Origin of the sequence: Peribacillus sp. NJ4 (assembly GCF_030348345.1) — a bacterium.
GTDB lineage: Bacteria > Bacillota > Bacilli > Bacillales > DSM-1321 > Peribacillus.
In genome coordinates, this window is record NZ_JAUCFQ010000001.1 from 1533470 (window position 1) to 1552591 (window position 19122).

The 19122-nt window shown below is 42.5% G+C and carries 19 protein-coding genes and 1 riboswitch; of the genes, 17 read left to right on the top strand and 2 right to left on the bottom strand.

Translation table 11 applies throughout. The features are described from left to right. Positions 1 to 163: 163 nt before the first annotated feature. The 7 genes from ezrA to rarD all read left to right on the top strand — a co-directional run bounded on the left by ezrA (position 164) and on the right by rarD (position 9223). Positions 164 to 1858, top strand: coding sequence for a septation ring formation regulator EzrA (ezrA, locus tag QUF94_RS07720; protein ID WP_289315339.1), 1695 nt, complete (start codon positions 164 to 166; stop codon positions 1856 to 1858). 240 nt (positions 1859 to 2098) lie between these two features. Next, positions 2099 to 3247, top strand: a complete 1149-nt coding sequence (locus QUF94_RS07725; protein ID WP_289315340.1) for a cysteine desulfurase family protein — start codon at positions 2099 to 2101, stop codon at positions 3245 to 3247. Then, positions 3244 to 4455, top strand: a complete 1212-nt coding sequence (thiI, locus tag QUF94_RS07730; RefSeq protein WP_289315341.1) for a tRNA uracil 4-sulfurtransferase ThiI — start codon at positions 3244 to 3246, stop codon at positions 4453 to 4455. Before QUF94_RS07725 ends, thiI begins: the two co-directional genes overlap by 4 nt. Before the next feature lie 82 nt (positions 4456 to 4537). Beyond that, a complete protein-coding gene (locus QUF94_RS07735; RefSeq protein ID WP_289315342.1) occupies positions 4538 to 4744 on the top strand; it encodes an alpha/beta-type small acid-soluble spore protein in 207 nt (68 codons plus the stop codon). A gap of 135 nt (positions 4745 to 4879) precedes the next feature. After that, positions 4880 to 6463: an acyl-CoA synthetase MbcS gene (gene mbcS, locus QUF94_RS07740; protein WP_289315343.1), complete on the top strand. Its 1584-nt coding sequence runs from the start codon at positions 4880 to 4882 to the stop codon at positions 6461 to 6463. A 147-nt stretch (positions 6464 to 6610) separates the two neighbouring features. Next, on the top strand, positions 6611 to 8212 hold the full coding sequence (locus QUF94_RS07745; protein ID WP_289315344.1) for an amidohydrolase: 1602 nt from the start codon (positions 6611 to 6613) through the stop codon (positions 8210 to 8212). An 81-nt stretch (positions 8213 to 8293) separates the two neighbouring features. Continuing rightward, positions 8294 to 9223 (top strand): EamA family transporter RarD, encoded by a 930-nt coding sequence (gene rarD / locus QUF94_RS07750; protein WP_289315345.1) that lies wholly within the window; start codon positions 8294 to 8296, stop codon positions 9221 to 9223. 91 nt (positions 9224 to 9314) lie between these two features. Here rarD and QUF94_RS07755 read toward each other — a convergent pair whose 3' ends face one another. Then, positions 9315 to 10142 (bottom strand): protein-glutamine gamma-glutamyltransferase, encoded by an 828-nt coding sequence (locus tag QUF94_RS07755; RefSeq protein WP_289315346.1) that lies wholly within the window; start codon positions 10140 to 10142, stop codon positions 9315 to 9317. A gap of 319 nt (positions 10143 to 10461) precedes the next feature. Continuing rightward, positions 10462 to 10571: riboswitch (TPP riboswitch) on the top strand. 121 nt (positions 10572 to 10692) lie between these two features. On the opposite strand from QUF94_RS07755, the gene QUF94_RS07760 reads away from it, so the two are divergent. From QUF94_RS07760 to QUF94_RS07780, 5 genes are read left to right on the top strand one after another with little or no spacing between them, the layout of a single operon-like run. Further along, a complete protein-coding gene (locus QUF94_RS07760) occupies positions 10693 to 11697 on the top strand; it encodes an ABC transporter substrate-binding protein (protein WP_289315347.1) in 1005 nt (334 codons plus the stop codon). 11 nt (positions 11698 to 11708) lie between these two features. Continuing rightward, positions 11709 to 11990 carry a thiamine-binding protein gene (locus tag QUF94_RS07765; protein ID WP_289315348.1) on the top strand — a complete coding sequence of 94 codons (282 nt, stop codon included), beginning with the start codon at positions 11709 to 11711 and terminating at the stop codon, positions 11988 to 11990. Continuing rightward, entirely contained in the window at positions 11987 to 12769 is a 783-nt protein-coding gene (locus tag QUF94_RS07770) for an ABC transporter permease (protein WP_289315349.1), read from the top strand. The genes QUF94_RS07765 and QUF94_RS07770 overlap by 4 nt, the downstream gene beginning before the upstream one ends. Further along, a complete protein-coding gene (locus QUF94_RS07775; RefSeq protein ID WP_289315350.1) occupies positions 12753 to 13496 on the top strand; it encodes an ABC transporter ATP-binding protein in 744 nt (247 codons plus the stop codon). The genes QUF94_RS07770 and QUF94_RS07775 overlap by 17 nt, the downstream gene beginning before the upstream one ends. 18 nt (positions 13497 to 13514) lie before the next feature. Then, a complete protein-coding gene (locus tag QUF94_RS07780) occupies positions 13515 to 14285 on the top strand; it encodes a TatD family hydrolase (protein ID WP_289315351.1) in 771 nt (256 codons plus the stop codon). Positions 14286 to 14320: 35 nt separating this feature from the next. Here the strand turns inward: QUF94_RS07780 and QUF94_RS07785 are convergent, their stop codons facing one another. Beyond that, positions 14321 to 15121: an NAD kinase gene (locus tag QUF94_RS07785; protein WP_289315352.1), complete on the bottom strand. Its 801-nt coding sequence runs from the start codon at positions 15119 to 15121 to the stop codon at positions 14321 to 14323. A 486-nt stretch (positions 15122 to 15607) separates the two neighbouring features. Here QUF94_RS07785 and sppA point away from each other — a divergent pair, with 486 nt between their 5' ends. From sppA to tpx, 5 genes are all read left to right on the top strand, one after another. Then, on the top strand, positions 15608 to 16609 hold the full coding sequence (gene sppA / locus QUF94_RS07790; protein ID WP_289315353.1) for a signal peptide peptidase SppA: 1002 nt from the start codon (positions 15608 to 15610) through the stop codon (positions 16607 to 16609). A 12-nt stretch (positions 16610 to 16621) separates the two neighbouring features. Then, the gene (locus QUF94_RS07795) at positions 16622 to 17161 is read left to right on the top strand and encodes an RDD family protein (RefSeq protein WP_289315354.1); all 540 of its coding nucleotides are present in this window, start codon (positions 16622 to 16624) and stop codon (positions 17159 to 17161) included. Positions 17162 to 17260: 99 nt separating this feature from the next. Beyond that, the gene (locus QUF94_RS07800) at positions 17261 to 17953 is read left to right on the top strand and encodes a DUF2953 domain-containing protein (RefSeq protein ID WP_289315355.1); all 693 of its coding nucleotides are present in this window, start codon (positions 17261 to 17263) and stop codon (positions 17951 to 17953) included. Between the two features lie 15 nt (positions 17954 to 17968). Further along, complete coding sequence (gene ytfJ / locus QUF94_RS07805) at positions 17969 to 18445, top strand: GerW family sporulation protein (RefSeq protein WP_289315356.1); 477 nt, start codon at positions 17969 to 17971, stop codon at positions 18443 to 18445. 173 nt (positions 18446 to 18618) lie between these two features. Further along, a complete protein-coding gene (gene tpx, locus QUF94_RS07810; RefSeq protein ID WP_289315357.1) occupies positions 18619 to 19119 on the top strand; it encodes a thiol peroxidase in 501 nt (166 codons plus the stop codon). Positions 19120 to 19122 lie beyond the last annotated feature (3 nt).

The following is a 19122-nucleotide window of genomic DNA, read 5'->3' on the forward strand; positions in this document are numbered from 1 at the left end:
CTTCCCTCCCAAAAAACAGGTATTTGTAGCAATTTTCTACAAAAAAATCATTTTTGTCGTCAAAAATTATTGCTAACATGGTATCATAAAAGCATTAAATTTAACATTTTATAATTGATATATAAACGAGCAAGACTGTAAGGACTAGAACAGGGGGCTTACCATGGAGTACATACTTGGGGTAATTGTATTAATTTTGATTTTCATCATTTGGGGTTATTTTTTCAAAAAGAGATATTTTAAAGAAATCGATAAACTGGAATCCTGGAAAATAAGCATCATGCACCGCCCCGTGCTGGAAGAGCTTTCTAAAGTCAAACAATTGAACATGACAGGTGAAACAGAAGAAATGTTCGAAAACTGGCGCATTGAATGGGACGCTATCATTACGGACCATATGCCTGAAGTCGAAGTGCTTTTATTCGATGCCGAGGAATTCGTCGATAAATACCGTTTCAGCCGATCAAAAGAGGTACAGCGCAAAATTACAGTCAAGCTGAATGAAGTCGAGGAAATGATCAAAAAGATCCTTTACGAATTGAATGAACTCGTAGGCAGTGAGGAAAAGAATCGATTGGAAATTGAGGATATTAAGGAATCCTACCGACAATTGAAGAAATCCCTGCTTGCGCACAGGCATAATTACGGGAAAGCGGCTGATAAGCTGGAAAATTCCTTGGATGAAGTATTGCTGATCCTTCAGAAGTATGAAGAAGAGACTGTGAACGGGAATTATTTGAATGCGAGGGAGCTTGTCCTTTCCATTAAGGAAAAATTGGCGGTCTTGTCCGTTAAAATGGAAATGCTCCCAAAATTATTGGTTGAAAGTCAATCCGAGCTTCATTCCCAGCTTCATGAATTGAAGGATGGGTATGAGGAGATGTCAGGTCAGGGGTATATGCTGAGCCATATCCAATTCGAGCAGGAAATATCACGGCTTGAGGAAGAACTGGACCTATATAAAACTCAGTTGGATAATGCCGAAACGGAAGCTGTGGATAAAGGCATTAAAGATATGCACGAAAGCATTGAGGTGCTTTATGACCTTTTGGAGAAAGAAGTGCTTTCAAAACAGTATGTCTTGAAAAATGATGAAGTCCTCAGGAAAACGATAAGTGACCTTGAATATGAAAACGATAAACTTAAAGTAGAAACCATCCATGTTCAACATACGTATCATCTAACGGAAAATGAGCTCGATGCACAACGGAAAATGGAAAAGCAGATTGCCCAGATTTCGAAACGCCATCAATTGCTCGTCTTGAAGATGGAGGATAATGTGATGGCAAGCTCGCTTATCAGCGAAGAGATGCAGGGACTGGCTGTGCAGTTGAAAGAATTAAAGGAAAATCAGAAAGACTTTACCGTTAAATTACAGGCTTTACGAAAAGATGAAATGGATGCCAGGGATTCACTGGCCGAATTGAAACGCAAAATGGTCGATACTGGCCGTTTAATTGCAAAAAGCAATATTCCAGGTCTTCCCGAAGACTATAAAATGGTGCTTCAGGATGCCAAAGAAAGCATGGATGACGTTCAGGGGAAACTTGAAGAAAAACCGCTTGAGATGGCCGCTGTTTATATTTATTTAGAAAAAGCGGTCCAACAGGTGAATAAGGTCCACGAAAAAGCCCATGAATTGATCGAGCATATGTATTTGGCCGAAAAAGTGATTCAATTCGGAAATCGTTATCGCAGCAGTCACGAAATAGTTGCCGAGAGTCTCAGGGAAGCGGAAGCGAAATTCCGAAGCTATGAATATCAAGCTGCATTGGAAACGGCCGCCACGGCGATTGAAAAGGTCGACCCGGGAAGTTTAAGTAAAATTGGAGCGAACATAGAAGAAGTCCTATCCTGAAAACCCGCCATGGCGGGTTTTTTCTTTTACCGGATCCTAAATTAGTTTACTTCCGATAGCGTGGGAAGTTGAATATTCTGCAAGAATCCAAAGGAGGCAGGTCTCCTTTCATCCATGGTCCAGTGTTTTACATTCTCTTTCAATTTCAATTATGTTAATATTAGAAGTTGCAACAGCAACATTTGAAATGACATTTAAGAAGTATGACCATATAGATACAAAAACATGGAAGGTGAACCCATGATTTATTTTGACAATAGTGCAACAACTAAACCATATCCCGAAGTGATCGAATCGTTCATGAAGGTTACTTCGGACTATTTTGGGAACCCCTCTTCGCTGCATGGACTTGGGGTCCAATCCGAAAAACTGCTTTCTGCTGCAAGAAAGCAGATCGCTGATTTATTAAAGGTCAAGAGTTCGGAAATATATTTCACTTCCGGGGGGACGGAAGGGAATAATCTCGCCATTAAAGGAGCCGCCCACTCCCAGGGAAATCGGGGCAAACACATAATCACGACAGCGATCGAACATCCTTCTGTAGAAGATGCATGCCAATCATTGACGAAAATGGGTTATGAGATCACATATCTCCCCGTTAACGAATTTGGGCAAATTAATCTAACTGATCTTAAGCATGCATTGAGGGAAGATACCATTTTGGTTTCCGTCATGCATGTAAATAATGAAGTTGGTTCGATACAGCCGATTGCTGATATTGGAAAATTGTTAAAGCAATACCCACACGTACTCTTTCATGTGGATAATGTGCAGGGAGCAGGCAAAGTTCCTTTATCCTTACGTGATGCCAATGTGGATTTATGTACAATTTCGGGACACAAGGTTCATGGCTTGAAGGGGACGGGCATCCTTTATGTTCGTGAAGGCGTTCGGGTCGATCCGCTTTTTCACGGTGGCAATCAAGAAACGAAAATCAGGAGCGGCACCGAAAATGTTGCGGGAATCGTCGCTCTTTCCAAGGCTTTACGCATTAGTATGAACAATCAATTGCTGTATCATGATAAGCTGCAGCAAATCAAAAGTTATTTATATAAAGGTTTGAAGGAAATGGACGGGGTGCTGGTTAACAGTCCTGAAGCGGGAGCGCCCCATATTGTGAATTTTTCCGTTCCGGGACTTAAATCAGAGGTATTGCTTCATGCACTTGAATCGGAAGGAATATATGTTTCGACGACTAGTGCCTGTTCCTCGAAAAAAAGGACGGTAAGCAAAACGGTGGATGCGATGTTCCATAATCAAGCTCGCTCCGAAAGTGTCATCCGAATCAGTACTACCTATGGCAATGAGATGGAAGAAGCGAAGAAAGTTCTGGCGGCGATACAGAAAATAGTCGCTAATTTAGAAAAAATAATGAGGGTTGCAAAATGAAATTTGATCATATAATTATCCGTTATGGAGAAATCTCCACGAAAAAAAGAAACCGTAAAGGCTTTGTAGACAAAATGAAGGCACATATCCGCTGGAGTTTAAAGGATATTGAAGGCGTAGTGCTTACGGCCAACCGGGAGCGGATGTACGTTCTCCTGAACGGTGTGGACCATAAGCCTGTCATTGACCGATTGAAAGGCATTTTTGGAATCCAGTCTTTAAGCCCTGCGATAAAAATAGAGCGTGATCTTGAAGTGATGAAAACGGCAGCATTATATTACCTTAATCATACCCTTGAAGATGTAAACACGTTCAAAATCACGACAAAACGCGCAGATAAGGATTTTCCATATAATACAGATGAAATTAACAGGGCACTTGGCGGGCATTTGCTTCGGAATACAGAAGATTTAAAAGTGGATGTAAAGAACCCTGATTTGAACTTGCTAGTGGAAGTGAGACGCGAAGCCGTGTATTTGACGGGTGAAATCATCCAGGGGGCAGGAGGACTTCCTTTTGGTTCTAGCGGAAAGGCAATGCTGATGCTCTCAGGCGGGATTGATAGCCCTGTTGCGGGATTCCTTTCGATGAAACGCGGATTGGACGTAGAAGCGATCCATTTTTATAGCCCACCTTTCACAAGTGAACGTTCACGTCAAAAGGTCATTGATCTGGCGGGCAAGCTAGCAGAAATAAATGGAAGCATGAAAGTGCATATCGTTCCATTTACGGAAATTCAATTATTGATTCAAAAACAGATCCCGGAAAATTACTCAATGACTACAACTCGTCGTTTAATGATGCGGGTCGCCGATCAAATCCGTGAAAAAGAAGAAGCTATGGCACTGATAACAGGTGAAAGCCTTGGGCAGGTTGCGAGCCAGACCATGAGCAGCATGTTTGCCATCAATGAGGTGACGAATACACCGATCCTGCGCCCGCTGATTACCATGGATAAAACGGAAATCATCAAAATTGCAAGAGAGCTTGATACTTTTGAAATATCCAATCTGCCGTACGAAGATTGTTGCACGGTCTTTACGCCGGCAAGCCCAAAAACGAAACCCAAACGTGAAAAAGTCAATTACTATGAGAGCTTCGTCGACTTTGAATCTTTGATTGAAAAAGCGGTCTCCGAAACAGAAATATTGACGGTTAAACCGGGTCAGACATTCGATGAGGAAGAAGCGATGGAAGACTTATTTTAATATCCTGTAATTACCAATAAAATAGTGCGAATGAAGCCATGTGTTTTAACACACTCTATAATCACAAGGAGGTGAAAAACACATGGCAAACAACAACAGCTCAAACGAATTATTGGTACCTGGAGTGGAACAAGCTCTAGAGCAAATGAAATATGAAATCGCTTCTGAATTCGGCGTACAACTTGGTGCCGACACAACATCTCGCGCTAACGGTTCAGTTGGTGGAGAAATCACAAAACGCCTTGTTCAAATGGCTGAACAACAATTAGGCGGAGGATTCAAAAGATAATTTAATAAATATGGCTACAGAGAGCGGGTTCTTACACCCGCTCTCTTTATTTATTTGTAAAAATAAATGGATATATCAGAGAAGTATCTTGTATAATGAGTAGGTACTAAGAGTTCATAATTGGAGGGGAAGAAAATGAAGCGTGAAGATTTATTGGCTCCGGAACATTACAACTTAGTGAGTGAAATGGAACGTTATGCAAAAAATCCAGAAAAAGTTGCTGTACTTTGGGAGAACGAAACCGGAGATAAAAAACAACTTACATATGAGAATTTATTAAAGAGTGCAAATAAAATTGGAAATGCCTTCAAGAAAAAAGGACTGGGTAAAGGTGATACGGTCCTTATCATAATCCCTCGTTTGGTGGAAGCTTATCAAGTGTATTTAGCCGCATTGAAAATTGGCATGATTGTCATACCTTGTTCTGAAATGCTTCGTGCGAAGGACCTGCAGTATCGGGTCAACCACGGCGATGTAAAAGGAATTGTCAGTTATCATGAATATACCGAAGAATTGAATGAAATAGAGGGAGCGGAAAGCCTCCTGAAATTTTCGATCGGAAAACGGATGGAAAATTGGCTGGATTTGAATGAGCTTGCCGATGATGAATCCGATCAGCTGCCGATGGCCGACACGAAGAGTGAGGATATGGCGTTCTTATCGTATACTTCCGGCACGACAGGCAATCCAAAAGGGGTCGTCCATACACACGGATGGGCATATGCCCATTTGAAAACGTCTGCTGCAAACTGGCTGGGCATCAGCGAAGGGGATGTGGTTTGGGCAACAGCAGGCCCAGGGTGGCAAAAGTGGATATGGAGTCCTTTCCTGGCTGTTCTGGGAACGGGAGCGACCGGTCTTGCCTATCATGGGAAGTTCGAGGCGAAAAAATATCTTCAGTTGCTACAGGACTATAAAGTGAATGCGTTATGCTGCACACCAACAGAGTATCGATTGATGGCAAAGGTGAATAATCTTGATGACTATGATTTATCCCATCTTCATAGTGCTGTATCAGCGGGGGAACCTTTAAATCAAAAAGTGTACGAGGTCTTTAAAAACCATTTCCATATTGAAGTGCGCGATGGATATGGACAGACCGAAAATACCTTGTTGGTAGGTGTAACAAAAGGCATGGAAATTAAATTGGGCTCCATGGGCAAACCGACTCCGGGGAACCATGTGGAAATCATTGATGATTTCGGTAAACCCTGTGCTCCTGGCGTAGTGGGGGATATTGCCGTACATGTCGATACACCCGCTCTCTTTAAAGAATATTTTAAAGATCCCGAGCGGACATCGAAGCAATTCCGTGGGGACTATTATATCACCGGCGATCAAGCGAAAAAGGACGAAGATGGTTATTTCTGGTTTGAGGGTCGTTCTGATGATATCATCATCAGCTCGGGATATACCATTGGACCGTTTGAAGTGGAGGATGCACTCGTTAAACATCCATATGTGAAAGAGTGTGCCGTTATAGCAAGTCCTGATGAAATAAGGGGAAATGTGGTCAAGGCGTATGTCGTCTTGATGGAGGATATCGATCCGAACAGCCAAGACTTGATCAAGACGCTCCAATCGCACGTGAAAGAATTGACTGCTCCATATAAATATCCAAGGAAAATCGAATTTTTAAAAGAGCTGCCCAAAACGACATCGGGTAAAATCAAACGGGTCGATTTACGGAAAAGGGAAGAAGCACTCTTTAACAATTAATCGAACGCATTAACGTCAGCCCCCGGCTGGCGTTTTTTTTAACAGGGGCTGCTTAAAATCATAAATATGGGAATTCGTGAAATGAGATGGTAAACTTACTGCATATCTGAATAGCAAGAATCATTTTATAAGGAGTGTAAAGCCGGAATGGGAACGTTATGGTTCAATGGGTCGATTTATACGATGATTAAAGAAAAGGATCAAGTGGAGGCGCTCTACACTGAAAAGGGGGTAATTGTTGATACCGGAAGCATTGACTATTTAAAAAATGAATATGCCGGCAATATTTCCAGGGAAATCGACTTAAAAGGACAAACCATGCTGCCGGGGTTAGTGGATAGTCACCTACATTTGGTCGGGCATGGTGAAAGACTGCTTCGTCTTGACCTCTCCTTGATGGATAGCAGGGAAGCCATCATGGATGCCTTGAAGGAAAAGTGTTCTAAGACCTCGGCTGGAAAGTGGATTGTCGCCGAGGGCTGGAATGAAAATGAATGGCCCAGTCCCGAATTGATATTACGGGATGAGCTTGACGCGATATCGACGGAACATCCCATCATATTGAAAAGGATCTGCCGTCATGCCTTGGTGGTCAATTCCCGTGCCCTTTTGGAAGCGGGTATTAAAGAAGGTATAAAAGAACCGTCTGGCGGGGTGATCTGCCGTTATCCTGATGGACGGCTAAATGGTTTATTTAAAGAAAGCCAGGCGCAGAACCTGATTTTAGACAGCCTTCCTGGCATTGACCAAGACTATATCGAAACCGCACTCACAGAGGCCATAGAAGACGCATATAGGCTAGGTTTGACTGGAGGGCATACGGAAGACCTCCATTACTATAATGGCTTCATGCCGACATACCAGGCGTTTAAATCGGTAATCGAGGACAGGGAAATGGCCTTTCGCGCCAATTTGCTCGTCCATCACGAAGCGTTTGAAGAAATGCTGGCAGCAGGCGGCCGTTATCAAGAAGGTACGCAATATATCAAATTCGATAGCATGAAGATATTTACTGACGGCTCCTTAGGCGGACGCACAGCCCTGTTGAGCGAGCCTTATGTAGATCAACAGAATACGAATGGTGTCGCGATATTCACTGAAAATGAGCTTCAGGAATGGGTGGGAAAAGCAAGGGATGCCGGAATGCCGATTGCTGTCCATGCCATTGGCGATCTCGCTTTTGAATACGTCTTGAATGCGATTGAAGCCCTCCCCGTGAAAGAGGGACAGAGGGACCGGCTCATCCATGCGCAGATCGTCCGGCCGGAGCTGTTGGAGCGGGCAGCAAAGCTGCCGGTCATCTTTGATATCCAACCGGGTTTCGTCCCGTCCGATTTTCCGTGGGTGGAAGAAAAGGTTCCAGCCAATTTATTGGAATCCTCCTATGCCTGGAAAACCTATTTGAATTTGGGCATCATTTGTGCGGGCGGGTCAGATGCGCCCATTGAGCCATTAAATCCAATTTTGGGTATTCATGCAGCTGTCACAAGAACGAAAATCAACAGTGAGGACAGTACCGTATATGGCTTGGACGAAAGGCTTTCCGTTTATGAGGCCTTCGCACTTTATACAAAAGGGAGTGCTGCGGCAATCGGCCAGGAAAAACGCCGCGGTCAGATCATCAAAGGGTATGATGCCGATTTTACCGTGTTTAATCTGGATGTCTTTGCTGTTGCGCCGGATGATCTCCTAAAAGCTGAGGCGGTCATGACGGTCATCGATGACAGAATCATGTATGATAATAATTAACGGTTGCAAAAAAAGAAATGGATATACAAAATAGTTAAATGGAATTCGGTTAAAGGAATGTAAATGGAAAGAAGGCAGGTTATGAAAGTGGATGAACAAAAAGAAGGGGCGATCTATGCAGCCCTTTCTTACATGATGTGGGGAGTCGTGCCGATTTACTGGAAGTTCCTACAGGGAGTCGGTGCTACGGAAATTTTAGCTCAGAGGGTATTATGGTCTTTCGTTTTCATGTTGGTTTTATTGATGTTCATGAAAAAATGGCAAGCGTTTCTTGATTATGTCAAAATCATTTTGCGAAATCCCAAACTCTTTGCAGCATTACTAACGGCGTCACTGCTCGTTACTGCTAATTGGGGTGTGTTCATCTGGGCCGTTAACTCAGGACGGATCCTCGACACGAGCCTTGGATATTATATCAACCCGCTAGTCAGTGTACTATTGGGTGTGATAGTCTTAAAAGAAAAATTGAGCGGAGCACAAATCATATCGTTCCTGCTTGCAGGAATCGGAGTCTTGATCCTTGGCATTCATTTCGGTACGATCCCGTGGGTCTCTCTTGTTTTGGCCATGACCTTTGGATTATATGGTCTGGCAAAAAAAATGATCAAGGCCGAGTCGGCGATCGGGCTGACGCTCGAAACGATGATGGTAACGCCTCTGGCCCTGGGTTACCTGATATACTTGATGAACCAATCAGAAATGCAATTCTTTACAGCGGGAAGCACAAGCTTGCTGTTGGTGGGCGGTGGGATTGTCACGGCCTTGCCACTTTTATATTTTGCAAAAGGGGCGGAGAAGATCCCGTTATCGATGCTGGGAATTTTTCAGTATATCGCTCCGACCTTATCCTTATTGATCGGGGTATTCGTCTATCATGAAAGTTTTACCAAAGCGCATCTTTTAGCGTTTTTATTCATATGGTCAGCCTTGGCGGTTTATACGCTATCCATTACGAAATGGGGTCAGGCAAGTGCCCGAAGGTTTAAAGGCAAAGGGAATATTGGTGCGTGAATAAGAAAAAATGCTTGGGAGATCTCTCCCAAGCATTTTTTTATGCCGGTATATAATAAAACGGTTTTACGGCATAGGGGAAATGCCAGGGTCATGAAAGGTAAATCTTCGGACCTATTTCAGAAACAATACAATTGGAAAGGCTGACAGGACTGTGAACGGGCATTGCACGAGGGTTATTTTCCAGGAATTGGCTATAGAAGGAACTATCCAAGTTAATGATATGCGTTGTCAGGAATGCCGATATGGTGGCGTTCGGCTTTCTATTGCTATTTAATTCATCGATGATTCCCTGTGCAGTGGTAATCCCGATCCCGTGTCCATAAAAGAGGTTGTTCCCTAATAATATGGCATTTTCACCTTGCCATTCAGGAGTTTCCAAGTCGTGATCAGGGTTTTCGAAGTAAACGCAATCCCCTGGTAAATAATCCGTTCCTTGATGAATATCAAGAGCCATATTGCTTGGAGGGCGAAAGTTATATAGAAATACGTTTGAAAAAAGATAGTCAAAATTCCTAGGACCGATTAAATCCAAAATGGCCTTTAAAAAAGTGACGACTATCGCTGTACCGCATTCGAAGGCGTAAAGCCTTCCATTCAAGAAAATGTCCAGGAGTGCGGCATGAGGGGGAATCCCTGGCTGAAGGGTAAATGTGCCATCCTTTGAAACGCGCCAATATTGTTCATTGCTTGCCGATTCATCAAGCGTGGAAAATTCTGGACTGCTTTTATCTAACGAAATGGCGGCCTCGATGACTCGGTGCCTCAGTTGTATATCGAAATTAAGGTATCCGAAGTTCCGGTATTCAAAAACGTTAGAATCTTCCGCCAGCAATTGGAGAATTTCAAGCGATGTATCAGATGCTACACCTGGTTGGATTTGACTGACATCTAACCATTTGTGATTAATCTTTATCATGATCATATCCACCTTTTGTTTATGAAATGAAGGGTTTATAAAACCAGTACACAAAAAAGTCTACAGGTAATGCTCATTATATGAATGCATGCAAAGAAATGACCATTTGGAGCATTTCAGGCATCATGGCAACCGAGAATGATTGGTATGGCAAGAGGGATGATCATTTTGCTTACAATGATTATCATTTTCCAAAAAGATGTTTTGGTGGCTGTGCTAAACATTTAGGAGGAATACCTTTCCAATTAGGGAGAAGGAGCAAATTAGTATTCCCTTTTCTGAATGAATTGATATAATGAGAGAGAAAAGTTCATATGTGCGAGAAATGTAGGGGGGCCAGTAAAGCTGGCTGAGATTGCGTCCTTTAGATGCTGACTCTTTGAACCTGATCTGGATGATGCCAGCGGAGGGAACATATTATTACTGACTTTCTGTTTTGTATGTTAACGTCCGAATTCATCTTCGGGCGTTTTTTGTATTTTTATAGACCCTGGCGCCCCATTATGGTTCCGGCATATGGATCTTATATGATGTGTAGGAGGATAATAACTTGAATAAATTTTTACCACTGTTGACTTCGTTGTACCTTTTGGCTGGATGCGGTGCAGGCGGAACTAATGAAAAAGAAGAAGCATCTAAAAATGAAGGCAATAAAGAATTAAAAAAGGTATCGGTCGTGCTCGATTGGACACCGAATACAAACCATACAGGTTTGTATGTAGCCAAGGAAAAAGGATATTTTAAAGAACAAGGTCTGGATGTGGATATTATCATGCCAGGTGAAGCTGGAGCTGATAAGCTTGTCGCTTCAGGGAAATCCGAATTTGGCGTGGGCTACCAGGAGGGCATTACGCAGGCCCGCGTGCAAGGCGTCCCGATTGTTTCGGTAGCTGCTGTTATCCAGCACAATACATCTGGATTTGCTTCACCTGAGGCAAAAAACATTAAAACACCCAAGGATTTTGAAGGGAAAACATATGGTGGCTGGGGGTCTCCGGTTGAAAAGGCCATCATTGATTCACTCATGAAAGAAGAAAATGCGGATGTAAATAAAGTGGATATAGTGAATACAGGAGACACGGATTTTTTCACTTCGGTTAAAAGGGATATAGATTTTGCCTGGATATATTATGGGTGGACAGGTATTGAGGCTGAGTTGCGAAATGAAAAGCTTAATATGGTTTACTTAACCGAATACTCGGATAAGCTCGATTACTATACACCTGTTTTGACAACGAATGAAAAGATGATAAAAGAGGATCCCGAGACTGTTAAAGCATTCGTTCATGCAGCTTCGAAAGGGTACCAGTTTGCGATAAAGAACCCTGGTGATGCAGCAGACATGCTAATTAAGTCTGCCCCGGATCTTGATGCAAAACTAGTGAAGAAAAGCCAGGAGTGGCTTGCAGCTAAGTATCAGGATGATGCTCCGCGTTGGGGTGAACAAAAGCTTGAAATTTGGAAGAATTACAGTGATTGGATGACGGAAAATAAGCTTCTTGAAGGTGATTTCAATCCTGAAAAAGCATTTACCAATGAATTTTTACCAAAATAGGAGGAAATACAATGGCCAATTCATTAATTAGTATACAAATCATTCCTAAAGGGGATGTCATCCCTTTGGTCGACGAAGCAATCAAGATCATTGATGAATCAGGTGTCAAGTATGAGGTTCACCCGCTTGAAACGACAATGGAGGGTGAGCTTTCCGAACTTTTTGCCGTGATAGAAAAAATGAATGTAAGAATGATTGAATTAGGCTCGCCGAATGTCATATCCCAAGTGAAAATATTATTTCAGCCGAGCGGAATTACGATGGATACGTTAACGGAGAAATATCGGGCATGACCGGAAGGGGAATTTGGAAGAAGGGGGCTCCCTTCTTTCTTTTATTATTGTTGCTGATAATATGGGAGTCAGTGACAGTCTTATTAAAGGTTGAAAAATGGCTGCTTCCCGCTCCGTCGGCCATTTTCATTGAAGGAATTGAGTCGTCCCAGAATCTTTTTGGTCACCTTACATCAACAACTGAGCTTGCGTTATCGGGTTTTTTTATTGGAAGCTGCATTGGATTATTAATCGCGGCAATCCTACATCTGTTTCCAGGCGTGAAGGACGCGGTTTACCCTCTGCTCATACTATCACAAAATATACCTATCATAGTTTTGGCACCGCTTTTAGTAATTTGGTTTGGCTTTGGCATGATGCCTAAGTTAATCGTCATTTCGCTAGTATGTTTTTTTCCGGTTGCGGTTGCTTCATTGGACGGTTTTCGCCAGACACCATACGAACTCAAGCATTATTTCAAGATGATGGGAGCGGGAAAAAACCAGTTATTTTGGAAGCTTGAACTTCCTCACTCGATCCCGTTCATTTTCTCGGGCCTGAAAATTTCGGCCACCTATAGTGTAATGGGTGCGGTTATTTCGGAATGGCTTGGGGCAAAGTCGGGGATTGGTGTTTATATGACGCTCGCTTCCTCTGCGTTCAGGACAGATCGGGTGTTTGTTGCCATTTTCATCATTATGGGAATGAGCTTGCTCTTTTTTGGGATCATCACCTTCCTCGAGAAACACTTAGTTTCATGGAAGATAAAGGAGGGTGCAAAGGATGAAGCTGGAAATTAAAGATGTCTCCTATTCTTTCGATGGTAAACAGAATATTTTAGAGAATATGGATTTCCATGTGGGAGATGGGGAATTTGTCACAATCCTTGGGCCATCCGGCAGTGGTAAAAGTACATTGTTCCACTTGATAGGCGGTATTTTGAAGCCGGATCATGGCAACATTTCGCTGGACGGTAAAAAGATAAATGGCTTAAAGGGCCATATAAGCTATATGCCGCAGCAGCCTTCCCTTTTACCTTGGAGAACGGTATTGGAAAATGTTTTGCTTGGAAGCGAGCTTGCTGGGATCAGAGATAAAGAAAAGGCAAAAGCCCTTTTGGTGAAAGCTGGATTAGCAGAGTACGAGAAAGCATATCCGCATGAATTATCTGGAGGCATGAAGCAAAGGGCCGCATTCATTCGGAGTATCTTAAGTCAACAGGACTTGATGTGCCTGGACGAACCCTTTTCTGCCTTGGATGAACTGACAAGATTGCAAATGCAAAAATGGCTGCTGTCCGTTTGGGAAGAAAATCGGAGGTCGGTGCTTTTTGTTACGCATAGCATCGATGAAGCCGTTTTCCTTTCAGATAGAATATATGTGTTATCAGCAAAACCCGCTGCTGTCATCAAAGAAGTGGCAGTGCCATTTCCAAGGCCAAGAAGTGAAGAACAGCTGCTTAGTGATGAATTTTTCCATTTGAAGAGAGAATTATATGCAGCACTAAAGCCAACTGTTTCGACTTAATTAAGGAGGCGACTAAACTTGAGAATCATCGACAGCCATATCCATTTGGATAGGTATGAAGAAAGTGAGCAGAAGCAGATTCTAACTGATATGGACAAGGTTCATGTGGAATCGTTACTGACTGTTTCCATGAATTTGACCTCTTCCATTAACAATTATCAGCTTTCACGCAAAGATTCACGAATTAAGCCTGCCTTCGGTTTTCATCCAGAGCAGCCCCTCCCGAGTAATGAAGAAGTGGACGAATTATTGAACTGGATAAGGGTGCATGTGCACAATATGTTTGCTATAGGTGAGGTTGGGCTGCCCTATTACTTAAGGCAGGAAAATCCCGATATTGATCACTCAGCGTATATAGAGATACTGGAGAGGTTCCTGGCTTTAGCTAAAGAGGTTGAAAAGCCGGTTATTCTTCATGCCGTCCATGATGATGCACCTATCGTTTGCGATCTTTTGGAAAAACATCAAATCACAAAGGCACACTTTCATTGGTTTAAAGGTGATATCCGGACAATCGAACGAATGGCCGAAAAGGGCTACAGCATTTCGATTACACCTGATGTTTGTTATGAGAGGGAAATACAGGAATTGGTTTCGGCATACCCACTTAAGCTGATGATGATTGAAACGGATGGCCCATGGCCGTTTGAAGGAGTTTTCAAAGGTAAATGGACCCATCCCGGCATGATGCATGACAGTGTGCGTCAAATCGCTTCGGTTAAAAGATTGCCTGTTGAGGATGTCTATGAAATCCTTTATCAAAATACCAAAGATTTTTATCATATATAAAGGTACCGGATATCATATCCGGTACCTTTAGTTCGTTATAGAAAGGTCCTTTTAACCTTTTCCCAAAAGGAATTGTCTTTTAGCTTGACGGTCTTGATGACTTTACCGCTTAACCGGACCTTTACCTTTTCGACATGGTTGATGCTTAATGCTTCATTGTCCATTCCGATGATCGGATAGCTTGGCCCGTTTTGTTCAAGGTGGACGGTCAACGTCTTGTCTCCGCTCAGGATGAATGAAGAACCCAGGGTCCGATAGGTATTGTTATTGATGGAAGCAAGCTCACTCACTTGAAAGCAAGGGAGAAGGGGATCCACAACGGCCCCATTGACCGATTTATTATAGGCGGTGCTTCCGGTCGGAGTCGCAATGATGATACCGTCCCCGCGAAAAGTTTCAAAATGGAGTTGATCAATGAAAATATCCATGATGAACGTTTTGGTGATGGAAGACCGGATACTTAGTTCATTGAGGGCATAAAAGGAGGGCTGATCGTCCAATTGGATTTCGATGGTTGGATATTTACGCACCTCGATTTGCTCTCTTGTCATGGCATCGATCATTTTATCCGTGTCTTCCAAGTGGAAATCGCAATACATATTCAAGTTGCCTGTGGTGGAAATACCCGCATATAAACAGTCATCCCTGAATCCAGTTTTACGGGCTGCCTGTAAGAATGTGCCGTCATCACCGATGCTAACGATGATATTCGCTTTTGTGAAATCTTGGATGACTTCATACGAATGTTGCTTCGCCAAGCCTGATAAGTATTCGACCTTGTTAAGCATCTCTGCATTCGGAGCATGGAAAAAATAAATATTCCTTCGAGTGTTCATCATGTTCCCCCCTAGTATGAATAGTGATGAAAAGGCTTACTTTTTCCGCGACAAAGGAAAGCGAAAGTACAAAAGCGGCTACACTTCGTACACGTTTATGTGATTTATTTTAGCATGAATAAAGCACTTTTGTTATTCCTTTGAGGAAGGGTATCGAAAAGAAAGAATGTACACTCTTGCATGAATAAACGATGCTATTTTTTTTTTTTTTTTTCATGAGGGAGCAAACTTTTCTGCATCTATGAATTGTAACTTGAAAATAATATTTTTTCGCTGTATATAATGTTTCCCCCTAGAATGTGCAGTGATGAAAGGTCTTACTTTTTCCTGTTTAGGTAAATGCAGATCATGCAAAATGCACCAATTCATTTCCAATTTGAGGATTATTTGCTACAATTTTATATGTCTTGTTTTATCATGGAATGAAACATTTTTGTATGCAGTTCGTATGGTAAGAAGGATACATATATTTAAGGGGGAAAACAGATGAATGGAAAGCGTTGGGCAGCACTTGGAATTGCAGCCGTTTTATTTTTTGTTTCCATTGCTGTAGGGGTGTCTACGACTCTATTTACAGCGGATACGGAAAATATCATTGATGGATTATTTGCTTCCGAAAGTGCATTTTACGAGGAAGTCATAGAAGGCGATGATTTAACTAATGTCATTGCCGTATTTGATGTAGAGGGCACGATTCAAGATACAGGAGAAGCTTCATTACTGAGTTCGACAACATATAATCACCGTGCCTTCATGGATAAGTTGAAGATGGCAGAGGAAAATGATGATATCAAAGGAATCATACTAAGGGTGAATTCTCCAGGCGGCGGAGTCGTCGAAAGTGCGGAGATCCATGACAAGATCCTTGATATTAAAAAAGTGAAAAAACCTGTATATGTTTCAATGGGGTCGGTGGCGGCTTCCGGTGGATATTATATTTCTGCACCAGCCGATAAGATATACGCTAGCCCAGAAACGATGACGGGTTCACTTGGTGTCATCATGCAGGGGTATAATTACGAAAAGTTAGCCAAGAAGTATGGTGTTGAGTTCGAAACCATCAAAAGCGGACCACACAAAGATATAATGAGTCCGACCCGGGAAATGACTGGAGATGAACGTGAAATCCTCCAAGACATGATTGATAATTCTTATGATCAATTTGTAAAAATCATTGCAGACGGACGCGGTATGACAGAGAAGGAAGTAAGGGAAATCGCCGATGGCCGCATCTATGATGGGCGTCAGGCTAAAGAAAACCATCTAATAGATGATTTCGGCCATTTGGATGATGTAATTGCCGCGATGAAAACGGATATCGGTAATAAAGATGCACAAGTTATCCGTTATACAGATGAGGCAGGTTTCGGTTCATTATTCAGTATGGGAGCGCAAAAAATGTTGGGAAATGATGTGGAAACGGCAGTCTTGACAAAAATCCTTTCCTCTTCAAATTCTCCACGCTTAATGTATTTGTATGCGGAATAGGGGGGCTGAAGGATGACGGAACGAAATGAAAACAATGAACAAATCGCTTCATCCAATCTAAGGGCAGATCAAGGGGTTCCCGTTCAGCAGGAATTTACACCAGCCAAGAAGGCAGTGGATGATGGCGAAGTCATGAAAGTGCATTTTGCTGGTTTTTGGATGAGGTTTTGGGCCTATTTAGCCGATCTGCTGGTTATCGGAAGTTTGAACCGGATTTTGATTCATCCCATCTTCAAATTTTATGAAGGGACAGATGATCTTTGGTTTTCCGCAGAGGGTTTCTTAACAGGGATCGTATTTTTCTTATACTTTGTTTTGATGACCAAATTCTTGAACCAAACCCTTGGCAAGATGATTTTTGGACTGAAAGTCGTTGCATTGAAGGAAGGGGCAAAAACCATTACATGGGGTACGGTATTGTTCAGGGAGTTGGTTGGCCGCTATATTTCAAAAGTCACTTGGATTGGCTATCTCTTGGCAGGCCTATTACCGAAGAAACAGGCTTTGCATGATGTTTTTGCTGACACGGGTGTTGTTTTGATCAGAAGGTGATTTTCTTCCATTAATAAATCTGTAAGAGCGGATATTCGCTTTTGCAGGTTTATTTTTTTTGCATATGCCGATAATGATAGCTTGAAGGGGTGTGGGTGCATGAAGTGGCTTTTGTTGATTATGGGTATCCTCATTTTGGTGCTGCTTATTGTTGTTTTTACTAAAGTAAGATTGTCCATCGACTACAAACGTGTCCAAACGAATGACCGAATACATATTAAATTATCAGCTTGGTATGGGCTTTTTCACTATACATTCAAGGTTCCGGTCATCAAAATGGAAGCTGACTCGGCAACTGTAGTAGTAAAGGAAGAGCAAGAAATGAACGGAAAAACCGAAAAGAAAGAAAAGAAAAAAATCACACCCGAAGATATGCGTGACGGATTCGCAGACAGTCTGGAAATGCTTCAGCATATTGTCGGATTTCATAGGATCGTCCGTCAATTCGCAGGGAAAGTCCAAGTCAAAAAGTTCACCTGGCATAGTATGGTCGGTACTAAAAACGCTGCACACACCGGTGTTTTAACAGGAGCATGCTGGGCACTTAAAGGTTCAATCATCGGTTTGCTGACAACCTATTTCAACTTCCGGATCATGCCCTCATATTCCATTACACCCGACTTTCAGAGATGGCAGGCCAATACGTCGATTTCCTGCATATTACAATTTAGAATCGGGCAGGCTATGGTGACTGGAATAAAACTGCTTCGTTATTGGAAAGGCGGAAAGCCGCGTTTCAAGTCCAGGAAATTAGCGAAGCTATCAGGTGATTCCAATAAACAATCGTTCTAGAGTGGAGGAATTTAAATGTCAGATCATCCGATCCAAGGTTTAATGAAAGAAGCGATGGAAAATCTGAAAGAAATGGTCGATGTGAACACGATCATCGGAGATCCGGTGGAAACTCCGGATGGAAGTGTCATTTTAACCGTTTCCAAAGTTGGATTTGGTTTTGCAGCCGGTGGCAGCGAATTTGTTATGGATGGAAACCATCAAGGACAGCAAGGTGTTTCCAAGCAGCCTTTTGGAGGCGGTAGCGGCGGTGGGGTTTCCATAACACCAATTGCCTTTTTGATTGTCGGTTCCCATGGCGTGAAAATGATTCATCTGGATGAAGGGACGCACCTTCTCGAAAGAATGATGGATTTAGCTCCACAAGTCGTCGATAAGATTCAGTCCATGCTATCCAAGAAAGACAGTAATCAAAATCAAGGCAGTAATCAAGGCGGCAGTCAACCAGCTGTAAAGAGGTACCAAGAACCTAAACAGGATATAGATTTCTAACAGCGACTCGGCATCCGCCGAGTTTTCTTTTTGCTGCAGTCTGCATTACACCATAAAAAGCTTGGATGTCATTGCAAGCACCATTCACATTTCCCAATTCAATTAATTGCAAAATTCCGGTAAAACAAATATTATTATGCTTGTACATATAGCAGAAAAGGGAGGAATTATTAATGGCTTCAGTTACATTTAAAAACAACCCGATCACTTTAGTGGGACCAGAACTAAAAGTTGGGGACAAAGCACCGGATTTTACAGTATTGGCTAATGACTTATCACCGGTTACATTAAGCGACTCCAAAGGTTCTGTCCGCATTATCAGCGTGGTTCCATCCGTGGATACAGGTGTATGTGATGCACAGACACGTAAATTCAATGAAGAAGCGGCAAAATTGGATAATGTGAAAGTACTGACGATCAGTAACGATCTTCCTTTCGCGCAAAAACGCTGGTGTGCTGCTAGTGGCTTGGACAATGTTCAAGTTCTTTCCGATCACCGTGACCTTTCATTCGGTGAAGCATATGGTGTCGTCATGCAGGAACTTCGTCTATTGGCTCGCTCTGTATTCGTAGTGAACAGCTCTGATGAAATCACATATGTAGAATATGTGAGTGAAGGTACCAACCATCCAAATTACGAAGGTGCAATCGAAGCGGCTAAAGCGGCAAAATAAGAT